This is a genomic window from Mesorhizobium huakuii, from assembly GCF_030160235.1.
GTDB lineage: Bacteria > Pseudomonadota > Alphaproteobacteria > Rhizobiales > Rhizobiaceae > Mesorhizobium > Mesorhizobium huakuii.
In genome coordinates, this window is sequence record NZ_BSNY01000014.1 from 1 (window position 1) to 19,069 (window position 19,069).

Genomic DNA, 19,069 nt, shown 5'->3' on the forward strand with positions numbered 1-19,069 from the left:
ACCCGCCTCGATACGCCGCCCTTCTCAAACCGTCATCACCCATTTTCCGCCATAGCTCAGACTCACAAGCGCGCAGCCACAGGCGCATTGACGCGAGCTGGACCATGGCGAGGAAGTTGTCGGCGAGCTTGTCATAGCGGGTTGAGACGCGACGGAAGTGCTTCAACTTGGAGAAGAAGCGTTCGATCAGGTTGCGCTCGCGGTAGAGCCGCTTGCTGAAGCAGGGCTTCCATTTCCGGTTGCTCTTGGCCGGGATGTTGGCCGTGGCACCCTGCTCCTGGATCAGTTCCCGGATGCGGTCGGCGTCGTAGGCTTTGTCGGCCAGCACGATGGTGCGTGGGCCAAGATGATCGAGAAGCCGATCAGCGATCTGACCGTCATGTGCCTGTCCTGCTGTCAGGCCGAGCCGGATCGGGAGCCCTTGCGCGTCGACGACGACGTGGATCTTCGTCGTGAGCCCACCGCGCGATCGACCGAGACAATGATCTGGCCCCTCTTTTTTACCGTCGCAGCCTGCTGGTGCGCCCGGATGGAAGTGCTGTCGATCATCTGTATGGCGCCGTCGTGGGCGGCGCTGATGGCGTCCATCAGGCGGTCCCATACGCCTGCCTTCCGCCATCGCACAAACCGGTTGTAGCAGGTGGTCCGCGGCCCATAGCGCTCGGGCAGATCCCGCCACGGCGCGCCGGATCGCAGCACCCAGAAGATACCGTTCAGCACGCGGCGGTCGTCGACGCGCGGAACGCCTCGCGATTTGTTGGGTAGCAGCGGCTCGATCACGCGCCATTCGAAGTCAGTCAGATCATATCGGCTCATCCCGACGCTGAATCAGCTTATCTCGGCTCAGGCAATCCGTTCAATCGATAACGCTGATCGAAACCGGGGTGCCGTCCGGCAGGTCCTTGGTCTGCGCGTAGATCGAGGCCGTATAGCTGATCCACTCACTCCACGAGCACATCCAGATGTTGTCGGTCTTATACTCTCCACCGAACAGGGGAAGCGTCGTGAAGGCGTAGCACTGGGAGGGAGTTGGGTTCATCCCCGCCGACCGGCACTGATCCACCAGCGGGCGCAACAACCAACCATCTTCATCATCGATGCACCGATGACGAAATTCCTCCTTAGAAGCAGCGATCTTTGTGATCGAAGCCGCAGACACTTCCAGCATGTGAACTGCACCGTTGGCATCAGCTAAAAACATGTCGGCGAATAGGTTGGCTCCCACGACACGGCATCGTGCTGGCAAAATGTCCGCCCACCCGCTTAGATCGGCGGCGGTCACCTCATCGGGGAGGAAATCCGAGCGAGCATGGTCCATCACGCAACCATGAACGGTAAGCCGACCGACGACAAGCTGGGACGCCACAGTCTGTATCGTTTATGAGTTTACGACCTAATTAAAGACATGGGTTACCATGGCCTTACCATTCAGCCGAACGCCGGCTGGCTCAATCTATCAGGCAGCAGTCTTTTTGTAAGGGCCGCGCTTTCCCGGCTTCAAACTGAGACACTACCGGATTAGCCCAGATTTTCGAACTTAGTACTCCTGCGCCGTCGGCCTGAACAGGATCTCGTTGATGTCGACCTCATCGGGCTGGCTCATGGCGAATATGACCGTCCTGGCGAAGGAATCCGCCGGGATGGCCACCCGGTCATAGAGCGCGCGCACGCCTTGGGCGACATCGGGCTCGGTGACGCTGTGGGGCAGTTCCGTCGCCACGGCGCCCGGCGAGATGATGGTGGTGCGGATGTTATAGGGCTTAACTTCCTGCCGCAGCCCTTCCGATATGACGCGCACCGCGTGCTTGGTGGCGGCATAGACCCCGCCGCCCGGCCCGACCTTGTGGCCGGCGACCGACGACACGTTGATGATGTGGCCGCTCTTCTGCGTCTTCATGTGCGGCAGCGCCGCGGCGATGCCGTAGAGCACGCCCTTGATGTTGACGTCGATCATCCGGTCCCAGTCCTCGACCTTGCCGCACTCCAGCGGCGAGTGCGGCATCAGCCCGGCATTGTTGATGATCACGTCGACACGGCCATGCGTCTTCACCGCATGGTCGACGAGCCGCCGCACCTGGCCGACATCGGTGACGTCGGTCGAAAGGATCGCGTCCTTGCCGAGCGACAACTCGGCGGCCAGCGCCTCGAGCCGGTCGAGGCGGCGCGCGCCCAGCACCAGCTTCGCGCCCTCCTTGGCCAGCCGCCGCGCGGCGGCTTCACCCAGCCCGCTGCTGGCGCCAGTGATGACGACGACCTTGTTCTTGATGTTCTCGGTCATGGGATTTTCCTTCCGCCTCAGCGATCGATCCGTGCCGCCTGTTGCGGCGAATAGCGCTCGCCCTGCACGGCAATCGCCGAGACCGCGTTTTCGATGTCGGCAAGATCCTGCGCCGCGCGACCGAGGCCGATCCGATGTTCTCCTCGAGGCGGTTGAGCTTGGTGGTGCCGGGGATCGGAACGATCCAGGGTTTTTGCGCCAGCAGCCAGGCGAGCGCGACCTGCGCCGGGGTCACTTTCTTCCGCGCAGCGGTCGCGACGATGGCATCGACCAGCGCCTGGTTTGCCTTGCGCGCCTCCTCAGCGAAGCGCGGCACGGTGTTGCGGAAGTCGCTGCTGTCGAACCGCGTATCGGCATTGATGGCGCCGGTGAGGAACCCCTTGCCCAGCGGGCTGAAGGGCACGAAGCCGATGCCCAGTTCCTCGAGCACCGGCAGGATCGCCTCTTCGGGTTCGCGCCACCACAGCGAATATTCGCTTTGCAGTGCCGCGACCGGCTGCACCGCATGGGCGCGGCGGATGGTGCGCACACCCGCTTCGGAAAGGCCGAAATGCTTGACCTTGCCTTGGCCGATCAACTCCTTCACCGTCCCCGCCACCTCTTCGATCGGCACGACCGGATCAACGCGGTGCTGGTAGAGAAGGTCGATGCGGTCGGTCCTCAGCCGCTTGAGCGAGGCCTCGACGACGTCGCGAATATGCTGCGGCCGGCTGTCCATGCCCCCATGTCCGACCGTGCCGGCAATGTCGATGCCGAATTTGGTGGCGATCACCACCTGATCGCGGATCGGCTGCAGCGCCTCGCCGACGACCTCCTCGTTCGTGAAAGGTCCATAGACCTCCGCGGTATCGAAGAAGGTGATGCCGCGCTCGAACGCGGAGCGGATCAGGCGGACCGCATCCACCGTCTCCATCGGCGCCCCGTAGGACTGGCTGATCCCCATGCAGCCTAGCCCGATGGCCGAGACTTCGAGACCGCTGTTTCCAAGTGCGCGCTTTTGCATTGTCTTGCTCCTTTGTTCAGGCCTGGTACTGCGCGTCGCTGACATGCTCCATCCAGTCGACAGCCTTGCCGTCGAGCGCTTCCTGGATGGCGATGTGCGTCATGGCGGTTGTGGGCGCCGCGCCGTGCCAGTGCTTTTCGCTGGGCACGAAGCGAACCACGTCGCCCGGCCGGATCTCTTCGACCGGCCCGCCCTCGCGCTGCACACGGCCGCAGCCGGCGGTGACGATCAGGAGCTGCCCCAGCGGATGAGTGTGCCACGCGGTGCGTGCGCCGGGTTCGAAAGTGACGGCATTGCCGGCCGCGCGGGCAGGCGCGATGGCCGCAAACAACGGATCGATGCGCACCGTGCCGGTGAACCAGTCGGCGGGGCCTTTCGCGGAAGGCTGCGAGCCGTTTCGCTTGATATCCATGGTTTTCCTTCTCGATGCCGGTCAGGGCACAGCCCGGCCTCCAAGACCGTCGATTTTGGACAGCCTCATTGCGATGACCTCTATTTAGCGCCTGCGATTGATCAGGATTAGGTGCTATATCCAGCATGTACTTATGAGGAGAGCTCATCAATGCCGCGAGACAATCTGAACGAGCTGACCGCCTTCCTCGCCGTCGCGCGCGAAAAAAGCTTCACCCGGGCGGCGGCACAGCTCGGCGTCTCGCAATCCGCGCTCAGCCACACGGTGCGCGCACTGGAGGAGCGGCTGGGCGTGCGGTTGCTGACGCGCACCACGCGCAGCGTGGCGCCCACCGAGGCCGGCGAGCGCCTGGTGCGCTCCGTCGGGCCAAGGCTCGACGAGATCGAGGCCGAGCTTGCCGCGCTCAGCGCCCTGCGTGAAAAGCCCGCCGGCACCATCCGCATCACCGCCGGCGAGCACGCCGCCGAGGCAGTGCTGTGGCCGGCGATCGCGCGGCTTTTGCCTGACTATCCCGACATCAGGGTCGAGATCATCGTCGACTACGGCCTGACCGACATTGTCGCCGAGCGCTATGACGCCGGCGTGCGGCTTGGCGAACAGGTGGCGCACGACATGATCGCGGTGCGCATCGGCCCGGACATGCGCATGGCCGTGGTCGGATCGCCGGCGTATTTCGCCCGACAGCCGAAGCCGCGCACGCCGCAGGACCTCACCAACCACAATTGCATCAATTTGCGCCTGCCGACCTATGGCGGGCTCTATGCCTGGGAGTTCGAAAAGGCTGGGCGCGAGCTGAAGGTGCGCGTCGAGGGCCAGCTGATCTTCAACACGGCGGGCCTCCGCATGAATGCGGTGCTGGACGGCCTCGGCCTCGCCTATCTGCCAGAAGACCAGCTGCGTGCGCATCTGGCCGACGGCCGGCTGGTGCGGGTGCTGGCAGACTGGTGCCCACCCTTCCCCGGCTACCACCTCTATTACCCCAGCCGCCGCCAGGCCACGCCGGCCTTCTCGCTGCTGGTCGATGCGCTACGCTATCGCGGCTAGAACGACTGGACGGCGCAAGCAGTCGTTCTATCTTCGCGATCGGGCGTGATCTTTCCCAAAAGCGCCGGAGCATCGCCGTGACCGAGACGGACCTCTACCGAGGCTATATCGACTGCCTCAACAACCAGGATTGGCAAAGGCTGCATCGCTTCGTCCATGACGAGGTGCACTACAACAGTGAGCGGGTCGGGCTCTCAGGCTACCGCGCCATGCTGGAGCGGGATTTTCGCGAAATCCCGGATCTCTATTTCGATGTCCAGCTGCTGATTGCCGACCCACCCTTCATCGCCAGCCGCCTGCAGTTCAACTGCACGCCGAAGGGAACCTTCTTCGGCCTGCCCATCAACGGCCGGAAAGTCTCGTTCAGCGAGAACGTCTTCTATGAATTTCTGAACGACCGGATCAGGAACGTCTGGTCGGTCATCGACAAGGCGGCCATCGAAGCGCAGCTTTGATGGCGCAACGCCCTGTCAATCACACCGGCTATCATCACTTCGTGCGTTGATTCGTTATTCTGCCGACGCTTGCGCCGCCCCTCATCTGGCTGCCGCCATCTTCTCCCCGTGAACGGGGAGAAGGACGCTGTCATCGGCGGTTTCGCCAATCACCGGCGTTGCAAGAGGGTCGCCGGCGTCGCAGCCAGCTTCTTTCTCCCCGTTTACGGGGAGAAATGCCCGGCAGGGCAATGAGGGGCGGCACCAACTTTTCAAAATGAACCCAATCATTCGCAAAAATCGATCATTCTGACCATAACAATTCGTTGGAAAGATCGTTTCAGGAATGGCATTCCTCCGGCATACCTGCCTGGAGCATTGCATTGTCTTCCCTCACCCACATCGCGAACGATATTCCGAAAGCCTGATGCCGGCCGATCTGGCCGCAGGGCGCAAGCGGCTCGATTCGGTGTGGAACGGCGTCATCCCCGGCGTCGTCCTGGTGGCGATGATCACGGCCGTGGCCTTCTCGGCGCACAATGTCTCCGGCTTCGCCTTGTTCAGCCCGATGATCCTGGCCGTCGTCGCCGGCATGGTCTATTCCAACGTGCTCGGCACGCCGGCGCACGCAAAGGCCGGCATCGCCTTCTCGCAAAAGCGCCTGCTGCGCTTCGCCATCGTGCTGCTCGGCTTCCAGCTGACGCTCGGCCAGGTCGTCTCCATCGGCGCCGGCGGCGTCGGTATCGTGGCGGCGACGCTTGGCGCCACCTTCCTCTTCACCGTCACGCTCGGCCGGCTGATCGGCGTCGACGCCAAGCTGGCGCAGCTGATTGCCGCCGGCACCTCGATCTGCGGCGCCTCGGCCATCGTCGCCACCAACATCGTCACCGATGCGCGCGACGAGGACGTCACCTATGCCGTCGCCTCGATCACGCTGTTCGGCACCGTCGCCATGCTCGGCTTCCCGCTGCTCGCCCCCGCGCTCGGCCTCGACCAGCATGCGTTCGGCCTGTGGGCCGGCGCCTCCATCCATGAGGTGGCGCAGGTCATCGGCGCCGGTTTCCAGAACGGCACCCAGTCCGGCGAGATCGCCACCGTCGCCAAGCTGACCCGCGTCGCCATGCTGGCGCCGATGGTCATCGCGCTCGGCCTGATGGCGCGCCGCAAGACGAGCAGCGACCAGGCGGCCGCGCGGCCGCCCATGCCGTGGTTCGTCGCCGCCTTCATCGCCGTCGTGGCGCTGAACAGCCTGGTCACCGTGCCCGCCGAGGTGAAGTCGGCCATGGCGCTCGCCACCACCATCATGCTGACCATGGGGCTCGCCGCCATGGGCCTGCAGGCCGACATTTCGCAGTTGCGCTCGCGCGGCCTGCGCCCGCTGGCGCTCGCCTTCTGCGCCTTCCTGTTCATCGGCTGCTTCAGCCTGATGCTGGTGAAGTTCGCTTAGGGCTCGGAGGTAGCTCCAAGGCAACGCCGTTCCGCGCCGAGCGGTCCTCAATCGCGATCAAGCACGTCCTCGATCATGATCGAGGTCTCTCCTTGCGTTCCTGTCCGCCGATATCGCGGCGTGAACACAGGCAACCGAACCGCCAATTGGCCGGGCTCCCGCCCTCAGCGCCTGGCACGCGAGATCTCGATGAACTTCTGGACCACGCTCTGCACCCTCCTTGTTTCGGCAATGCTGATGCAACACCCGGCCAACGCCGCCGACGCTGTTGGCGTTCGTCATTTTCCCGCTCACTCGGCCGAACGCGGCATCGATCTCGACGTGACGGTCTGGTACCCGGCGCAGCCGGGCGGCGAAGCGGTGATGCTCGGCGACAGCAAGCTTTTCGTCGGCACATCGGCCATGCGCGATGCACCGATATCGGAAGGAAAATTTCCGCTGATCCTGCTGTCGCACGGCGCCGGCCTGGCGGGAAACCCGCAAACGCTGAGCTGGATTGCAACGCCTTTGGCGAGACAAGGTTTCGTCGTCGCCGCTCCCACCCATCCCCGAAATACCGGGCCTGACAAATCCGCTGCCGAGACGATGAAACTCTGGCTGCGGCCCGCCGACCTCACGGCGACGCTGGACGCGATCGGCAAGGACGGCTTGTTCGGCGATCACCTCGAGCAAGACAAGGTCGGCGTCCTCGGCCTTTCCATGGGCGGCAACACGGCGCTGGCGATTGCCGGCGCCCGCATCGACCCCAAACTGCTGGCGGCCTATTGCGATACGGACCGGCTCAATGCCTCGCTTTGCCAGTGGGTCAGGCAAAGCGGCGTCGATCTCCACGCCATGGATTCAAAGCCCGCCGGCCGCGACAACAGCGACGAGCGCATTCGTTTCGCCATGGCGATCGATCCCGCCCCGGTCGATGTCTTCGATATCAGGAGCTTCGCCGGCATCAAGATACCGGTCGCCATCGTCAATCTTGGCCAACCGGGAAAGATCCCCGCGACCACCGACGCTTCCGGCATCGCTAAGGCGATTGCAAATGCGAGCTACGCGACGATCGAGGATGCCAGCCACTACAGCATGTTCGGCGCGTGCAAGCCCGGCGCTGCCGCCATCATCGCGTCCGAGGGGATCGGCGACCCGGTTTGCGACGATGGCGGCGGGCGATCGCGCGGCGAGATCCACGCGCAGCTGATCGAGATGGCGGCAGCCTCTTTCAGGCGGGCGCTGAAAACGACCCCCGTAGGGCTGACTTGGGCAAGGGCCGGTGACACGCTCTTTCCTTGCGCCAGCACAACGATCGGCCAAACGCCTCTGCTAGGCTTGACGGATGGGAGAGCCACGAAGGAGGAGACGCCCATGCGGATCGATCCGAACATGTCCATGGACGAGGTCATGAAACGATGGCCGGCAAGCATTGCCGTGCTGATCCGCCACGGGATGCACTGCGTGGGCTGCCACATCGCACCCTTCCATTCGATTGCCGAGGCCTGCCGGGATCACCGAATTGACGAAGCCGATTTCCTGAAAGGCCTTGAACGGGCCGTCGCCGGCGGGCCGGTCAGCCGTCCCGATGCTCCGCCAGCATCACCAGGCGATGCGCGTCGGTGATGGTGACACGCTGGCGGCCGCTGACGATGATGCCGCGTTCCTCCCAGGCGCTCAGCAGCCGGCTCACCGTATGCAAGGTCGTCCCCGTCATCTCGGCTATGTCCTGGCGAGAGATCGGGAAGTCGATCTCGATGCCGGCATCGGTCTTGCGCCCCGTCTGCTTCACCAGCCGCAGCAGCGCACTGGCGACACGTTGCTCGACCTGCTCGGTGGCCAGTTCCATGACGCGCGCCTGCGTGTCTTGTAGCCTCGCCCCCACCGTCTTGAATGTCCCTGCGGCAAGAGCGGGAAACCGGGACGACAGATCAGGCCACACGGCATTCGGCCAGACCAGAACCACGCAGTCGACCGCGGCGATCGCGGTTGCCGGATAGGTCAGCCTGCCGAGTGCGGCGGCAACGCCGAATATCTCGCCTTCACTGATGTAGCGGGCGATCACCTGGCGCCCGTCGGGCGTGGCCCGCACGACGCGAATATGTCCCGCCAAAAGCACATAGAACGAGCGCGCCTCGGCCTCCTGCTCGAAAATCGCGGTTTCCTTGGCAAAGCGCACGGACCGGGCATCCCGCAGAATGCTGTCCAGGTCAGCAGGCTCCAGGCCCTCGAACAGCGAAAGCCTCGCGATGATCGACCGGTCAAGCGGCAACCCCAAACCCTCGCTGCCCACGGCTCCAGATGCCGCCGGCGGTCAGTCTATATTTCGTGCGCCAGTTTGCGCCAGCGCAAATCGCCTGTCCGTGCCGTCGGCTAGAAGGCTGCAACGGTTTGAGCCGTGATGCACCCAAGAAAGGACTTACCCATGAAATTTCACCTGATTGCCGCGGCCGCCGCCCTGCTCGCCCTCACGGGCGTCGCAAACGCCGAAGAGCACGTCGTCCAGATGCTGACCAAGGGAGACAAGGGATCCATGGTCTTCCAGCCTGATTTCATCAAGGCGGCTCCCGGCGACACCATCAAGTTCGTGCCGGGCGACAAGACCCATAATGTCGAAACCATCAAGGGAATGCTCCCCGACGGCGCCCAGGAAATCAAGAGCAAGATGGGCGAGACGACGACCGTCACCATGACGCAGGAAGGCGTCTACGGCGTGAAATGCAATCCGCATTACGGAATGGGCATGGTGGCGTTGATCGTGGTCGGCAAGCCCGTGAACCTCGACGCGGCGCAGGCGGTCAAGCAGGTCGGCAAGGCCAAGACCGTGTTCCCCACGCTGTTTGCCCAGGTGACGAAGGCGAACTGATTGAGGCCGACGGCCGCGCGGGCAGAAAGGTTCGTCCGCGCTTGACACCGGAATTGCAAAGTCTTGCGGGAGTGGCGGTGGCGTAGGCACCGTCACTCCCGCAAGGCGTTTTGGCGCCCGGCGCCATGCGGGGTTGCCAATCACCGGCAGTTTCCGGTCTCCCGAAGAGGCGTCGTGCACCCGGCAGAACCAGATCAAGGCAAATGAATTTCAAGTTTGCGCCAGCGCAAAGAAGTCCTGGTGGAAAGGCTTATTCTCCAAACATCGAATGGTTCAAAAAAAGGAGCGGGAAATGCTTACGAGACGCGAAGCCCTGTTAGGGTCTGTTCTTGCGGCGGCAGCCGCCGCGACGGTCGGCTCGATGCCGGCCATGGCCAGCGCCAAGGAAGTCGCCGGCTTGCCGCGGGAAAAGGTGACATTGGTCGCGCCGCCTTTCGTCCATGCCCACGACCAGGTGGCCAAAAGCGGTCCCAAGGTCGTCGAATTCACGATGACCATCGAAGAGAAGCCGATGGTGATCGACGCCGACGGCACCCAGCTCAACGCCATGACCTACAATGGCTCGATCCCAGGCCCCTTGATGGTCGTGCATGAGGGGGACTATGTCGAACTCACGCTGATCAACCCCGACACCAACACGCTTGCCCACAATATCGACTTCCATGCCGCCACCGGCGGGCTTGGCGGCGGCGCGCTGACCCTGATCAATCCGGGCGAACAGACGACGCTGCGCTTCAAGGCGACGCGCTCGGGGACCTTCGTCTACCACTGCGCACCGGGCGGCCCGATGATCCCCTGGCATGTCGTGTCGGGCATGAACGGAGCGATCATGATCCTGCCGCGTGACGGGCTCAGGGACGACAAGGGCAAGCCGGTCCGCTATGACCACATCTATTACATCGGCGAGAGCGACTTCTACATTCCCCGCGACGAGCAGGGCAAATTCAAGAAGTATGACTCGGCCGGCGACAATTACGACGACACGGTGAAGGTCATGCGTGGCTTGATCCCCACCCACGTCGTCTTCAACGGCAAGGCGGGATCGCTGACCGGCGAGAACGCCATGAAGGCCAAGGTCGGCGAGACCGTCCTGATCGTCCATTCGCAGGCCAATCGCGACACGCGTCCGCATCTGATCGGTGGCCATGGCGACCATGTGTGGGAACAGGGCAAGTTCGCCAACCCGCCGGCAAAGGACCTCGAAACCTGGTTCATTCGCGGGGGTTCGGCCGGCGCTGCCCTCTACACATTCCTGCAGCCGGGCGTCTACGCCTACGTCAACCACAATCTGATCGAGGCGGTGGAACTCGGCGCGACCGCGCATTTCATGGTCGACGGAAGCTGGGACGACGACCTGATGATGCAGGTCGAAGCCCCGAGGGCGATTGCGTCCTAGCTGCCGCCACGGGTCCTAAGGTAGACGCGGCCTTGCGCCATTCCCGCAGGGCCGCGAATGCGGGAAAACTGCCATGCCACTCAATCCCATCCTGGCTCTCGGCGGTGTGGCGGCTTGCGCGCTGTTCACGCTGGGCGCGACAGGCGCCGTCGGCTGGCTCCCGGCGCCGGATCAGCAATTCCTGGCGGGTTCCGAACTGGTCACTCTCGCGCCCGGGTCCTTCGCCCATCCGCTGCCCGGCGAATTCCTCAGGCAGAACCACCCCGTCAGTGCTCCCGTGGTCCGGGCAACGGTGGCAATGCCCTTCGAGATCATGAAATACCAGGTAAGCGCTTCCGACTACCGGCATTGCGTCATGGCCGGCGCCTGCAAGCCTGCCGATGGCCATGGCAGCGGCAATGTCCCGGTTACGGGCGTGAGCCATATCGATGCCGAGGCCTACGCCGACTGGCTCTCGGCCGAGACCGGATCGGCATGGCGCCTGCCGACGGACGTGGAATGGGCCTATGCGGCGGGCGAACGCTTTCGCGGCGACATCGAGGCTGGCGAGACCGACCCCAAAAACCCGGCTCAGCGCTGGCTCGTCCAATATCGCACCGAGGCTTCGCTTGGGCGGCAGCCGGACCCGCAGCCGCGGATCAGGGGCGGATTTGGACCCAATTCCAAGGGGGTGGCCGACATTGCCGGCAATGTCTGGGAGTGGACCTCCACCTGTTACGTCCATGCGACGGAAGCCGCCGACGGTGCCGGCATTGCGAGCTCGATCGACAATTGCGGCGTTCATGTCGTGGAAGGTTTCCATCGCACCTATATGTCGAACTTCATCCGGGACGGGAAAAGCGGCGGCTGCGCCGTCGGCACGCCGCCCGACAATCTGGGGTTCCGCCTTGTGCGCGACCGGCTCAACCTCGTGCAAGCCGCCATCCGGTGGCTGCGCCTTTCCTGATCACGACAACAACAGGGCTTCTGAAATGACACTGAAATCGTCGCTCGCGGATCATGCGCGTCCGGCCCCGGAAAAGCCGTTGCATCATGCAGGCGTGAATCGCGCCGCGATCGGCCGGCTCGTTCGCGAATTCTATGCGCGACTGCGCAAGAACGACCGTCTCGGACCGATCTTCGCGCGCGAGATCCCCGGCGACTGGGAACCGCATCTCGAGAAGATGACCGACTTCTGGTGCTCGGTCATCCTCAAGACGGGCGACTATCATGGCCGCCCGGTGCCGGCGCATCTGAAGCTCGGGGACGTGACCGAGGCCGATTTCGACATCTGGCTGGCGATGTTCAGCCAGACGGCGGCCGAACTCTTTGGCCCGGAAATTGCCGCGGTGTTCGTCGACCGGGCCGAACGGATCGCGGCGAGCCTGAAGCTGGCGATGTTCTTCCGCCTGGGGGATCGATCCTAGAGCGCCCGGCCCAGAACCGAACGTGACGCTCAGTCCTCGAACGAACTCGACGCGGCATAGATCGCGGCCAGCGTCTCGATGCCGGCCTGGTCGGCCTTGTCGAAGCGGCCGGGCAGCGGGCTGTCGAGATCGAGCACGCCGAAGACGCCCTCGTCGTCTTCCAGAAGCACCACCAGCTCGGAGCGCGAATCGGCATCGCAGGCGATGTGGCCGGGGAAATCGTGCACATCCTTGATCAGCATCGAGGTGCCGAGTTCGACCGCTGTTCCGCAGACGCCCTGGCCGACGGCGATGCGCACGCAGGCCGGCTTGCCCTGGAACGGCCCCAGCACCAGCTCCTCGTCCGAGGCCAGGAAATAGAAGCCGGCCCAGTTGAGGTCAGGCACCATCTGGAAGATCAATGCCGCGGTGTTGGCGGCATTGGCGATCGAGTCGCTCTCGCCGTCGAGCAGCGCCTTGAGCTGAGCGGCGAGGTCGCGGTAGAACGCGGCCTTGTCCGAGGTGTCGATGGTCTTGGCGGCAAACATGGCTTGTCTCCGTGTTCAGAATCGCGGTTCGCGTTTCCGCAAGCTCTCTGCACCAAACGACCACCGGACGATACTAGCTTGAATTCCAGTCGCCGTGAAAGTCGGAAGACGATGCCCTGTCCGACGCTCGGCAGCACGGCATCGAACCGTGCTGCCTTGATCAAGAAGGCAAATCCGTCAGCCGGCGGGTTTGTACGCGCCGGCAGCCTTCTTGGCGGCGGCGAGCACCGCCTTCATGTCGAGTTCTTCCAGGACAACCATCTCGGTCAGCGAGCCGCTCGCTCGCACCGCAAGGGCCATGCCGATCCCCGCCGACTGGTCCGGCACCTCGCCATTGACGACGACGTCATAGATGCCGCGCGTGAACATCACGCTGCTCATCTTGCCGCCGACGCTTTCAAAAAGCGCCTTGACCGCAGCCTGCCTGTCCGAGCCTTGCATCAATCCTTTGGCGGCATGAGGCGCATAGTTTGCCAAGATCGTCACTTTCATGGGTATTTCCTCCAAATGTCATTGTCTCGTGCCGCTCCATAATTCGAGCCGCACGGAGTGATTTATTTTTCGGAACAATTGCAGGCGCCCTGGGACGCGTTGGCGGCCAAGGGCTCGCTGCCGGACAAATATGCGCTGAAGCTAATATAATGACAATACCGGACACGCCGATGATGCCGACAGGAAGGTGGCCGGCTGGACCACGCCGGGCCAACGGCATCGAGCTCGCGCCGTTGACGCGCGGTGTGGTGCCGAGGTTGAACGGCCAGTGGCGGCGCGGCTTACATCGGGCGCTTGGGCTCGCCCTTTTGTGGCGTTGCCGTATCGGAATCGGATTTCTTGTGCTTGTCGGCGGCAATCCTGCGGATGCGGTCGAAGCGGCTTTCCTCGGTGGTTTCGGTCGTGACGACCGTCTGTGGCTTCTGCGCGAACACGATCATGGATCGATCTCCTGGGCTAGAGGCCTGCGCGCCGGGAGAAAATCCCCCGGCGGTAAGAACCGGCTCCTGGAGCCGGCGCGGATTGAGGTCAGGCCGTTTGCAGGCCGGCCTTACTTGAACCCTTAATAGCCGCCCATGCCGCCGCCGCCACCTGCGGGCGCCGCATCCTTGGCCGGGATGTCGGTGATCATGGCTTCGGCGGTGATCAGGAGGGCGGCGATCGAACCGGCGTCCTGCAGCGCGGTGCGCACCACTTTCGCCGGGTCGACGATGCCGGCCTTGATCATGTCGACATAGGTCTCGTTTTGGGCGTCGAAGCCCTGATTGTGATCCTTGCTGTCAGTGAGCTTGCCGACGACGATGGAGCCTTCGACGCCGGAATTCTCGGCGATCTGGCGGATCGGCGCTTCGAGCGCGCGCAGCACGATCGAAATGCCGGCGGTGACATCGGCATTGGCGCCGTTCAGGCCCGATAGTGCCGACCTTGCACGCAGCAGAGCCACGCCGCCGCCGGGCACGATGCCTTCCTCGACCGCCGCACGCGTCGCATTCAGCGCGTCGTCGATACGGTCCTTCTTTTCCTTCACTTCCGACTCGGTGACGCCGCCGACGCGGATGACGGCAACGCCGCCCGACAGCTTGGCCAGCCGCTCCTGCAGCTTCTCCTTGTCGTAGTCGGAGGTCGTCTCCTCGATCTGGCCCTTGATCTGGGCGACGCGCGCCTGGATGGTCGCCTTGGTGCCGGCGCCGTCGATGATCGTGGTGGTGTCCTTCTCGATCAGCACGCGCTTGGCGCGGCCGAGCATCTCGATGGTGACGTTTTCGAGCTTGATGCCGAGGTCCTCGGAAATCATCTGGCCTGAAGTCAGCACCGCAATGTCTTCCAGCATCGCCTTGCGGCGATCGCCGAAGCCCGGCGCCTTGACGGCCGCGACCTTGAGGCCGCCGCGCAACTTGTTGACGACCAGCGTGGCAAGCGCCTCGCCTTCGACGTCTTCCGAAATGATCAGCAGCGGCCTGCCGCTCTGCACCACCGCTTCGAGGATCGGCAGCATTGCCTGCAGATTGCCGAGCTTCTTCTCGTGGATGAGCACATAGGGCTCTTCCAGTTCGACACGCATCTTGTCGGCATTGGTGACGAAATACGGGCTGAGATAGCCACGGTCGAACTGCATGCCCTCGACGACATCGAGTTCGGTTTCGGCGGTCTTGGCTTCCTCGACGGTGATGACGCCGTCATTGCCGACCTTGTCCATCGCCTTGGCGATCATCTCGCCGACGGTTGCATCGCCATTGGCGGCGATGGTGCCGACCTGGGCGATCTCGGCCGACGACTTGACCTTCTTGGCCTTGGCCTTGATCTCGACGACGACTGCGGCGACCGCCTGGTCGATGCCGCGCTTCAAGTCCATCGGATTCATGCCGGCGGCAACCAGCTTGGCGCCTTCGCGCAGGATCGAGGCGGCCAGCACGGTCGCGGTGGTGGTGCCGTCGCCGGCGAGGTCGTTGGTCTTCGAGGCCACTTCGCGCACCATCTGCGCGCCCATGTTCTCGAACTTGTCGGCAAGCTCGATTTCCTTGGCGACGGTGACGCCGTCCTTGGTGATGCGCGGCGCGCCATAGGCCTTGTCGATGATGACGTTGCGGCCCTTGGGGCCGAGCGTGACCTTCACCGCATTGGTGAGGATCTCGACGCCGCGCAGCATGCGGTCACGCGCGTCGGTGGCGAATTTGATTTCCTTGGCAGACATTTTTTCAATCCCGTTCGAATTTGGAGTGGACGAACCCCGCGCGGAACGCGCGGCGCTCCAGTCAGGCGGCCTTCTTGGCTTCGACGCGCTTCTCGATGACGCCCATAATGTCGGCTTCCTTCATGATCAGAAGGTCCTCGCCGTCGATCTTGACCTCGGTGCCCGACCATTTGCCGAACAGGATCAGGTCGCCGGCCTTGACGTCGAGCGGCACGAGCGCGCCCTTTTCGTCGCGTGCGCCGGGGCCGACGGCGATGACTTCGCCTTCCTGCGGCTTTTCCTTGGCATTGTCGGGGATGATGATGCCGCCCTTGGATTTGATATCGCCTTCGGCGCGCCGGATGACGACGCGGTCGTGGAGTGGCCGAAACTTCATGAAAACTTCTTTCTGGGGCCGGCTTAGGCGGCCGCTTGCCCCATATAGGCGCTTTGGCACTCGATAGATAGGAGTGCCAAAAATTATTCGCAGGACCAATTAAATATTGAAAAGTATTATTTCACCTTGCCGTTTCGTGATATCCGAAGGTGGTCAAATAATTCAAAAAATTGAATTTTGCCGGTCGAGCGCCTATTTATCGGACAAGTTCATTTTCACGATTCCAGGCACCAAGGAGATTTATGCGATGGCCGACGGCAATCAGACGATCATGGAAAAAGCCGAAGCCCGCTTCGTCGACAAGCAGAAGAAGACGGCGGAGCGCAACAAGGCAACCGCCGAGTACATGTCCGAGGCGAAGGCCAGGGAGATCAAGACCGCAAAGCTCAGGACATTGCGCCTGGCCAAGGAAGAGGCGGATCGCGTCGCCGAAGCCCTGAACCCGACGCCGAAGAAGAAGCGGGCGACCAAGAAGGCCGCCGCAACGGAGGCAAAAACATGAGCCTGACCTTCCCCAATCGAAGCCGCAGCTATGACGAAGCCGGCAAGCGCATCCGCTTCGTCGGCCATGACGGCATGTTCCAGATTTCCTTCTCGGTCGCCGCCGATGCCATGACCAGGATGCAGCCGGCAACTGCGGCCAACGAGGCCGGTTACCTCGCCACGTTCGACACCGAGAACAGCGCCATCCGCGACGTGGCCTCGAAGGCCTACGGCCGCACGCGCAAGAGCATGTATGTGCTGACGGCAGACGACTTCGGCTGATCAGCCGAGGTCCATGTCCTCGATCATCGTCCGTATCTTCGCGGCCTTTTCGAAATGGTCGAGGCGGTGGGTCCTGATCCACCATTCCGCTGCTTCCATCAGCAGTTCGGGGTCGTCATTCCTGTTGGCGAAAAACGCGTAGAACGACACGCCGACGGCAGGCCCCTTCTCGGAAATCTTGCGGTCGCAGACCTCCAGTATCTTTTGCCTCAGGCTCGCTCTCACGGGAATCCTCTTGTCTTGGTGCGGCGGGATCTTGGCTCACCCTCTGGGCTGGCGGCAGCAACGTTCACCCCTTGCGCTCCGCCCTCTCCCGACGCCGGATGTCGCCGACATTCATCTGCACGACCATGTCCTCGGCCTCGCGCGGGCTCATGCCGACCATCACTTTCTGCCTGATCACGGCTGGCTGGCCGGTGAAGACATCCACGATGGCCCAGCTCTGGGGCAGATCCATGCGCAGCACGTAGCGATTGGCCATGATCCTCAGCCCTGCAACATGAAAAACACCGTGCCCAGGACCAGCATCGTCCAGGCGATCACCGACAGCTTCAGCGCCATGCCGCCATGCCTGGCCAGAAGTTCCCGCAAGCGCGCTACGATGCCGGCCGAAGCGACAGGCGACGCCACGACGGCGACGGATGCCTTGGCGCCAAGTTTTCCAAAGACCGGCAGCGGGGACGGTTCACGCACGAAAATGACCTCGAATGTCGGGGAAGATCGGAGCGAGCAGGCTCGCGCCCCTGCCATAGCACTCTTTTCGCCAGCGCCCTGCATGCCAAATGCAGATAGGTGGTTTTGACGTCGGCCCTATACCCGCGTGACCAGGGTCGTCGGAGGCGGCGATGGCCGCAACCACGCAAATCGGCCGAGACAGGAGGTCCGGCGCAGGGTCTCGGCTATAAGATTTTTGGAGGCCTCGCCTCGGGATCGAACCGAGGCTTCAGAGATTTGCCGTCTCCAGCGTAGCCGCTCCGCCACGAGGCCATTGCAACCGAACTAACGGGGAAATGCTTGCGGAAAAGTTAAGCCAGACGGCTGTTCTGTCGGCAGTTTGCGAAATGTCGCCTGGCATCGCCCTTCGGCAAGCTCTGTGCCCCGAAACCCCGACGGAGCGCGCGGTGCCGCGCGGACGATAAATGACCGACACGCAGTGCCGCCAGGCGATTCAGAGCTTCAAATCGCAGCCCTATCTCTTTGTTTGCAAACAATTCCAAGGGGAAGCTGTCCAGGCCTTCCCTGAAGAACTCAGGCCTTTACGCCGCAGCACTCCGGCCTTTCGCGCCGGCCTCGGCCTTGAAGATGCGGAACGTGTTGCGCCCTGCCGCCTTGGCGGCATAGAGCGCGGTGTCGGCCTGCGCGAACAGGTCGCAAGGCGAGCCCGCGCCGGCAAACGCAATGCCGATGGAGGCGCCCAGCCTGAGCGACTGGCCGCGCACCGCGAACGGCTTGCCCATCCCGTCGATGATCTCGCGCGCCACGCCGGAAACGGCAGCCCGGTCGAGATGCGAGCCAAGCAGCACCGCGAATTCGTCGCCGCCGACGCGCGCCACCAGATCCGCCTCGCCGCAACCACCGGCAAGGCGCTCGGCCGCCGCCTTCAGGCACTCGTCGCCGACGACATGGCCGAACGTGTCGTTGACCGCCTTGAAGCCATCCAGGTCGATCAACAGCAGCGCGCCGAGTGGACGGCTGGCATCCGCCTGTGCCAGCCGCGCCTGGAACCGGGCGCGGTTGGCAAGCCCGGTCATGGCGTCAAATTCCGCGAGATAGCGCATCTGGTCCGACAGGATCTTTTCCTCGGTGATGTCCTGCTTCATGCCGAAGATGCGCACCGGCACATCCGCCTCGCACTCGACCGTCGCGGTGATGCGGATCCAGCGGCTGTGGCCGGCGAAGGTGGTGATCTCGGCGTCGAGGGTGAAGCCGCTGCGCTCGGCGATCGCGCGGCTGCGCAAAGTGTCCAGCGCCTTGCGCGACTCCGCCGGATAGCACTTGATGATCTCCGAACGGTCGAGTGCCGCGCCGCGCGGCAGGTCGAACAGGTCGTAGACCACATCGGTCCAGTGCAACTGTTCGCCGGGCAGGCTGCATTCCCACACGCCGATGCGCGCGGCGACCGAGGCGCGGTCGAATATCTTGCGGCTGTGCGCCAGCGCAACCTCCTGGCCGGCGATCAGCGCCGCCTGCGCCGCGAGTTCGGCCTTGAGCTTGGAGATGGCGGCATCGCGGCGGCGCTCGGCCGAACGCGCATCCTGCCCACCCTCCCCGCGTCGTGGCGAAGCGGGGGGCCGCGCCGGACCTTTGGGATTGTAGGGTGTGTCGGACATTGCGGGGCTCTGCTGTCTTGGCGGACAGCCACCATGGCGCAGGAGCGATTAACACTTCGCTGACACTTCCAGAGCCGCAGCGGAATCTCCGGCGAAAAATCCGTCGATGCGAAGCATGCGGAG

General features: G+C 63.5%; 23 protein-coding genes and 3 pseudogenes. 11 read left to right on the forward strand and 15 right to left on the reverse strand.

The genetic code is table 11. From position 1 onward, the window contains the following. The 5 genes and pseudogenes from QQK95_RS07595 to QQK95_RS07615 form a co-directional block, all read right to left on the reverse strand. Positions 1–816 (reverse strand): IS5 family transposase gene (locus QQK95_RS07595; protein WP_409371662.1). Its coding sequence is split into 2 segments (ribosomal slippage), with 814 coding nucleotides annotated over them: positions 1–469 and positions 472–816; the frame shifts between segments, so codons are not numbered across the junction. This gene is flagged as partial in the annotation. A gap of 40 nt (positions 817–856) precedes the next feature. Beyond that, positions 857–1,318, reverse strand: coding sequence for a T6SS immunity protein Tdi1 domain-containing protein (locus QQK95_RS07600; RefSeq protein WP_284270589.1), 462 nt, complete (start codon positions 1,316–1,318; stop codon positions 857–859). A gap of 219 nt (positions 1,319–1,537) precedes the next feature. Next, positions 1,538–2,278 (reverse strand): SDR family oxidoreductase, encoded by a 741-nt coding sequence (locus QQK95_RS07605; RefSeq protein WP_284270590.1) that lies wholly within the window; start codon positions 2,276–2,278, stop codon positions 1,538–1,540. A gap of 17 nt (positions 2,279–2,295) precedes the next feature. Then, positions 2,296–3,281 (reverse strand): annotated as a pseudogene (locus QQK95_RS07610) (aldo/keto reductase). A 16-nt stretch (positions 3,282–3,297) separates the two neighbouring features. Next, positions 3,298–3,693: a (R)-mandelonitrile lyase gene (locus tag QQK95_RS07615; protein WP_284270592.1), complete on the reverse strand. Its 396-nt coding sequence runs from the start codon at positions 3,691–3,693 to the stop codon at positions 3,298–3,300. A gap of 150 nt (positions 3,694–3,843) precedes the next feature. Between QQK95_RS07615 and QQK95_RS07620 the strand changes: the two genes are divergently transcribed. The 5 genes and pseudogenes from QQK95_RS07620 to QQK95_RS07640 form a co-directional block, all read left to right on the forward strand. Beyond that, entirely contained in the window at positions 3,844–4,737 is an 894-nt protein-coding gene (locus QQK95_RS07620) for a LysR family transcriptional regulator (RefSeq protein ID WP_284270594.1), read from the forward strand. 77 nt (positions 4,738–4,814) lie between these two features. Beyond that, positions 4,815–5,192 (forward strand): ester cyclase, encoded by a 378-nt coding sequence (locus QQK95_RS07625; protein WP_284270596.1) that lies wholly within the window; start codon positions 4,815–4,817, stop codon positions 5,190–5,192. A gap of 406 nt (positions 5,193–5,598) precedes the next feature. Then, entirely contained in the window at positions 5,599–6,618 is a 1,020-nt protein-coding gene (locus tag QQK95_RS07630; protein WP_284270597.1) for a YeiH family protein, read from the forward strand. 189 nt (positions 6,619–6,807) lie between these two features. Then, a pseudogene (locus QQK95_RS07635) lies at positions 6,808–7,854 on the forward strand (alpha/beta hydrolase family protein); the annotation flags it as partial. 135 nt (positions 7,855–7,989) lie between these two features. Then, positions 7,990–8,223: pseudogene (locus tag QQK95_RS07640) on the forward strand (DUF1858 domain-containing protein); the annotation flags it as partial. Here QQK95_RS07640 and QQK95_RS07645 read toward each other — a convergent pair. Then, positions 8,174–8,869 carry a Crp/Fnr family transcriptional regulator gene (locus QQK95_RS07645; RefSeq protein WP_284270601.1) on the reverse strand — a complete coding sequence of 232 codons (696 nt, stop codon included), beginning with the start codon at positions 8,867–8,869 and terminating at the stop codon, positions 8,174–8,176. The pseudogene QQK95_RS07640 and the gene QQK95_RS07645 overlap by 50 nt on opposite strands. A 153-nt stretch (positions 8,870–9,022) precedes the next feature. Here QQK95_RS07645 and QQK95_RS07650 point away from each other — a divergent pair, with 153 nt between their 5' ends. From QQK95_RS07650 to QQK95_RS07665, 4 genes are all read left to right on the forward strand, one after another. Then, on the forward strand, positions 9,023–9,463 hold the full coding sequence (locus QQK95_RS07650; protein WP_284270604.1) for a pseudoazurin: 441 nt from the start codon (positions 9,023–9,025) through the stop codon (positions 9,461–9,463). A 292-nt stretch (positions 9,464–9,755) separates the two neighbouring features. Next, complete coding sequence (nirK, locus tag QQK95_RS07655; RefSeq protein WP_284270606.1) at positions 9,756–10,859, forward strand: copper-containing nitrite reductase; 1,104 nt, start codon at positions 9,756–9,758, stop codon at positions 10,857–10,859. Positions 10,860–10,932: 73 nt separating this feature from the next. Then, on the forward strand, positions 10,933–11,805 hold the full coding sequence (locus QQK95_RS07660) for an SUMF1/EgtB/PvdO family nonheme iron enzyme (RefSeq protein WP_284270608.1): 873 nt from the start codon (positions 10,933–10,935) through the stop codon (positions 11,803–11,805). A 25-nt stretch (positions 11,806–11,830) separates the two neighbouring features. Continuing rightward, positions 11,831–12,265, forward strand: a complete 435-nt coding sequence (locus QQK95_RS07665; protein WP_284270610.1) for a group III truncated hemoglobin — start codon at positions 11,831–11,833, stop codon at positions 12,263–12,265. Between the two features lie 29 nt (positions 12,266–12,294). On the opposite strand, the gene QQK95_RS07670 is transcribed toward QQK95_RS07665, so the two are convergent. The 5 genes from QQK95_RS07670 to QQK95_RS07690 form a co-directional block, all read right to left on the reverse strand. Continuing rightward, positions 12,295–12,792, reverse strand: coding sequence for a GAF domain-containing protein (locus QQK95_RS07670; RefSeq protein WP_284270612.1), 498 nt, complete (start codon positions 12,790–12,792; stop codon positions 12,295–12,297). A gap of 177 nt (positions 12,793–12,969) precedes the next feature. Next, positions 12,970–13,284 (reverse strand): GYD domain-containing protein, encoded by a 315-nt coding sequence (locus QQK95_RS07675; RefSeq protein WP_284270615.1) that lies wholly within the window; start codon positions 13,282–13,284, stop codon positions 12,970–12,972. A gap of 281 nt (positions 13,285–13,565) precedes the next feature. Continuing rightward, the gene (locus QQK95_RS07680; RefSeq protein ID WP_019859659.1) at positions 13,566–13,724 is read right to left on the reverse strand and encodes a hypothetical protein; all 159 of its coding nucleotides are present in this window, start codon (positions 13,722–13,724) and stop codon (positions 13,566–13,568) included. Between the two features lie 122 nt (positions 13,725–13,846). Then, on the reverse strand, positions 13,847–15,475 hold the full coding sequence (gene groL / locus QQK95_RS07685) for a chaperonin GroEL (protein WP_284270619.1): 1,629 nt from the start codon (positions 15,473–15,475) through the stop codon (positions 13,847–13,849). Between the two features lie 61 nt (positions 15,476–15,536). Further along, the gene (locus tag QQK95_RS07690; protein ID WP_284270621.1) at positions 15,537–15,851 is read right to left on the reverse strand and encodes a co-chaperone GroES; all 315 of its coding nucleotides are present in this window, start codon (positions 15,849–15,851) and stop codon (positions 15,537–15,539) included. A gap of 247 nt (positions 15,852–16,098) precedes the next feature. Between QQK95_RS07690 and QQK95_RS07695 the strand changes: the two genes are divergently transcribed. Next, positions 16,099–16,353 (forward strand): hypothetical protein, encoded by a 255-nt coding sequence (locus QQK95_RS07695; protein ID WP_010910765.1) that lies wholly within the window; start codon positions 16,099–16,101, stop codon positions 16,351–16,353. Next, complete coding sequence (locus tag QQK95_RS07700; protein WP_284270623.1) at positions 16,350–16,616, forward strand: DUF1488 family protein; 267 nt, start codon at positions 16,350–16,352, stop codon at positions 16,614–16,616. The genes QQK95_RS07695 and QQK95_RS07700 overlap by 4 nt, the downstream gene beginning before the upstream one ends. Here the strand turns inward: QQK95_RS07700 and QQK95_RS07705 are convergent, their stop codons facing one another. The 4 genes from QQK95_RS07705 to QQK95_RS07720 all read right to left on the reverse strand — a co-directional run bounded on the left by QQK95_RS07705 (position 16,617) and on the right by QQK95_RS07720 (position 18,946). Beyond that, positions 16,617–16,841, reverse strand: a complete 225-nt coding sequence (locus QQK95_RS07705) for a DUF6500 family protein (protein WP_010910767.1) — start codon at positions 16,839–16,841, stop codon at positions 16,617–16,619. Between the two features lie 64 nt (positions 16,842–16,905). Continuing rightward, positions 16,906–17,097: a hypothetical protein gene (locus QQK95_RS07710; protein WP_284270631.1), complete on the reverse strand. Its 192-nt coding sequence runs from the start codon at positions 17,095–17,097 to the stop codon at positions 16,906–16,908. A 5-nt stretch (positions 17,098–17,102) separates the two neighbouring features. Continuing rightward, positions 17,103–17,309 (reverse strand): hypothetical protein, encoded by a 207-nt coding sequence (locus tag QQK95_RS07715; protein WP_284270633.1) that lies wholly within the window; start codon positions 17,307–17,309, stop codon positions 17,103–17,105. A gap of 563 nt (positions 17,310–17,872) precedes the next feature. Then, positions 17,873–18,946 (reverse strand): diguanylate cyclase domain-containing protein, encoded by a 1,074-nt coding sequence (locus tag QQK95_RS07720; protein ID WP_284270634.1) that lies wholly within the window; start codon positions 18,944–18,946, stop codon positions 17,873–17,875. Positions 18,947–19,069: the final 123 nt, after the last annotated feature.

What these genes read in the sequence shown, in the direction of transcription:
- QQK95_RS07660 (WP_284270608.1), top strand. Translation starts at nt 10,933, where the DNA reads ATGCCACTCAATCCCATCCTGGCTCTCGGCGGTGTGGCGGCTTGCGCG.
- QQK95_RS07690 (WP_284270621.1), bottom strand. Translation starts at nt 15,851, where the DNA reads ATGAAGTTTCGGCCACTCCACGACCGCGTCGTCATCCGGCGCGCCGAA.
- QQK95_RS07670 (WP_284270612.1), bottom strand. Translation starts at nt 12,792, where the DNA reads ATGTTTGCCGCCAAGACCATCGACACCTCGGACAAGGCCGCGTTCTAC.
- nirK (WP_284270606.1), top strand. Translation starts at nt 9,756, where the DNA reads ATGCTTACGAGACGCGAAGCCCTGTTAGGGTCTGTTCTTGCGGCGGCA.
- QQK95_RS07600 (WP_284270589.1), bottom strand. Translation starts at nt 1,318, where the DNA reads ATGGACCATGCTCGCTCGGATTTCCTCCCCGATGAGGTGACCGCCGCC.
- QQK95_RS07695 (WP_010910765.1), top strand. Translation starts at nt 16,099, where the DNA reads ATGGCCGACGGCAATCAGACGATCATGGAAAAAGCCGAAGCCCGCTTC.
- QQK95_RS07665 (WP_284270610.1), top strand. Translation starts at nt 11,831, where the DNA reads ATGACACTGAAATCGTCGCTCGCGGATCATGCGCGTCCGGCCCCGGAA.
- groL (WP_284270619.1), bottom strand. Translation starts at nt 15,475, where the DNA reads ATGTCTGCCAAGGAAATCAAATTCGCCACCGACGCGCGTGACCGCATG.
- QQK95_RS07675 (WP_284270615.1), bottom strand. Translation starts at nt 13,284, where the DNA reads ATGAAAGTGACGATCTTGGCAAACTATGCGCCTCATGCCGCCAAAGGA.
- QQK95_RS07630 (WP_284270597.1), top strand. Translation starts at nt 5,599, where the DNA reads ATGCCGGCCGATCTGGCCGCAGGGCGCAAGCGGCTCGATTCGGTGTGG.
- QQK95_RS07710 (WP_284270631.1), bottom strand. Translation starts at nt 17,097, where the DNA reads ATGGCCAATCGCTACGTGCTGCGCATGGATCTGCCCCAGAGCTGGGCC.
- QQK95_RS07700 (WP_284270623.1), top strand. Translation starts at nt 16,350, where the DNA reads ATGAGCCTGACCTTCCCCAATCGAAGCCGCAGCTATGACGAAGCCGGC.
- QQK95_RS07605 (WP_284270590.1), bottom strand. Translation starts at nt 2,278, where the DNA reads ATGACCGAGAACATCAAGAACAAGGTCGTCGTCATCACTGGCGCCAGC.
- QQK95_RS07615 (WP_284270592.1), bottom strand. Translation starts at nt 3,693, where the DNA reads ATGGATATCAAGCGAAACGGCTCGCAGCCTTCCGCGAAAGGCCCCGCC.
- QQK95_RS07680 (WP_019859659.1), bottom strand. Translation starts at nt 13,724, where the DNA reads ATGATCGTGTTCGCGCAGAAGCCACAGACGGTCGTCACGACCGAAACC.
- QQK95_RS07620 (WP_284270594.1), top strand. Translation starts at nt 3,844, where the DNA reads ATGCCGCGAGACAATCTGAACGAGCTGACCGCCTTCCTCGCCGTCGCG.
- QQK95_RS07650 (WP_284270604.1), top strand. Translation starts at nt 9,023, where the DNA reads ATGAAATTTCACCTGATTGCCGCGGCCGCCGCCCTGCTCGCCCTCACG.
- QQK95_RS07720 (WP_284270634.1), bottom strand. Translation starts at nt 18,946, where the DNA reads ATGTCCGACACACCCTACAATCCCAAAGGTCCGGCGCGGCCCCCCGCT.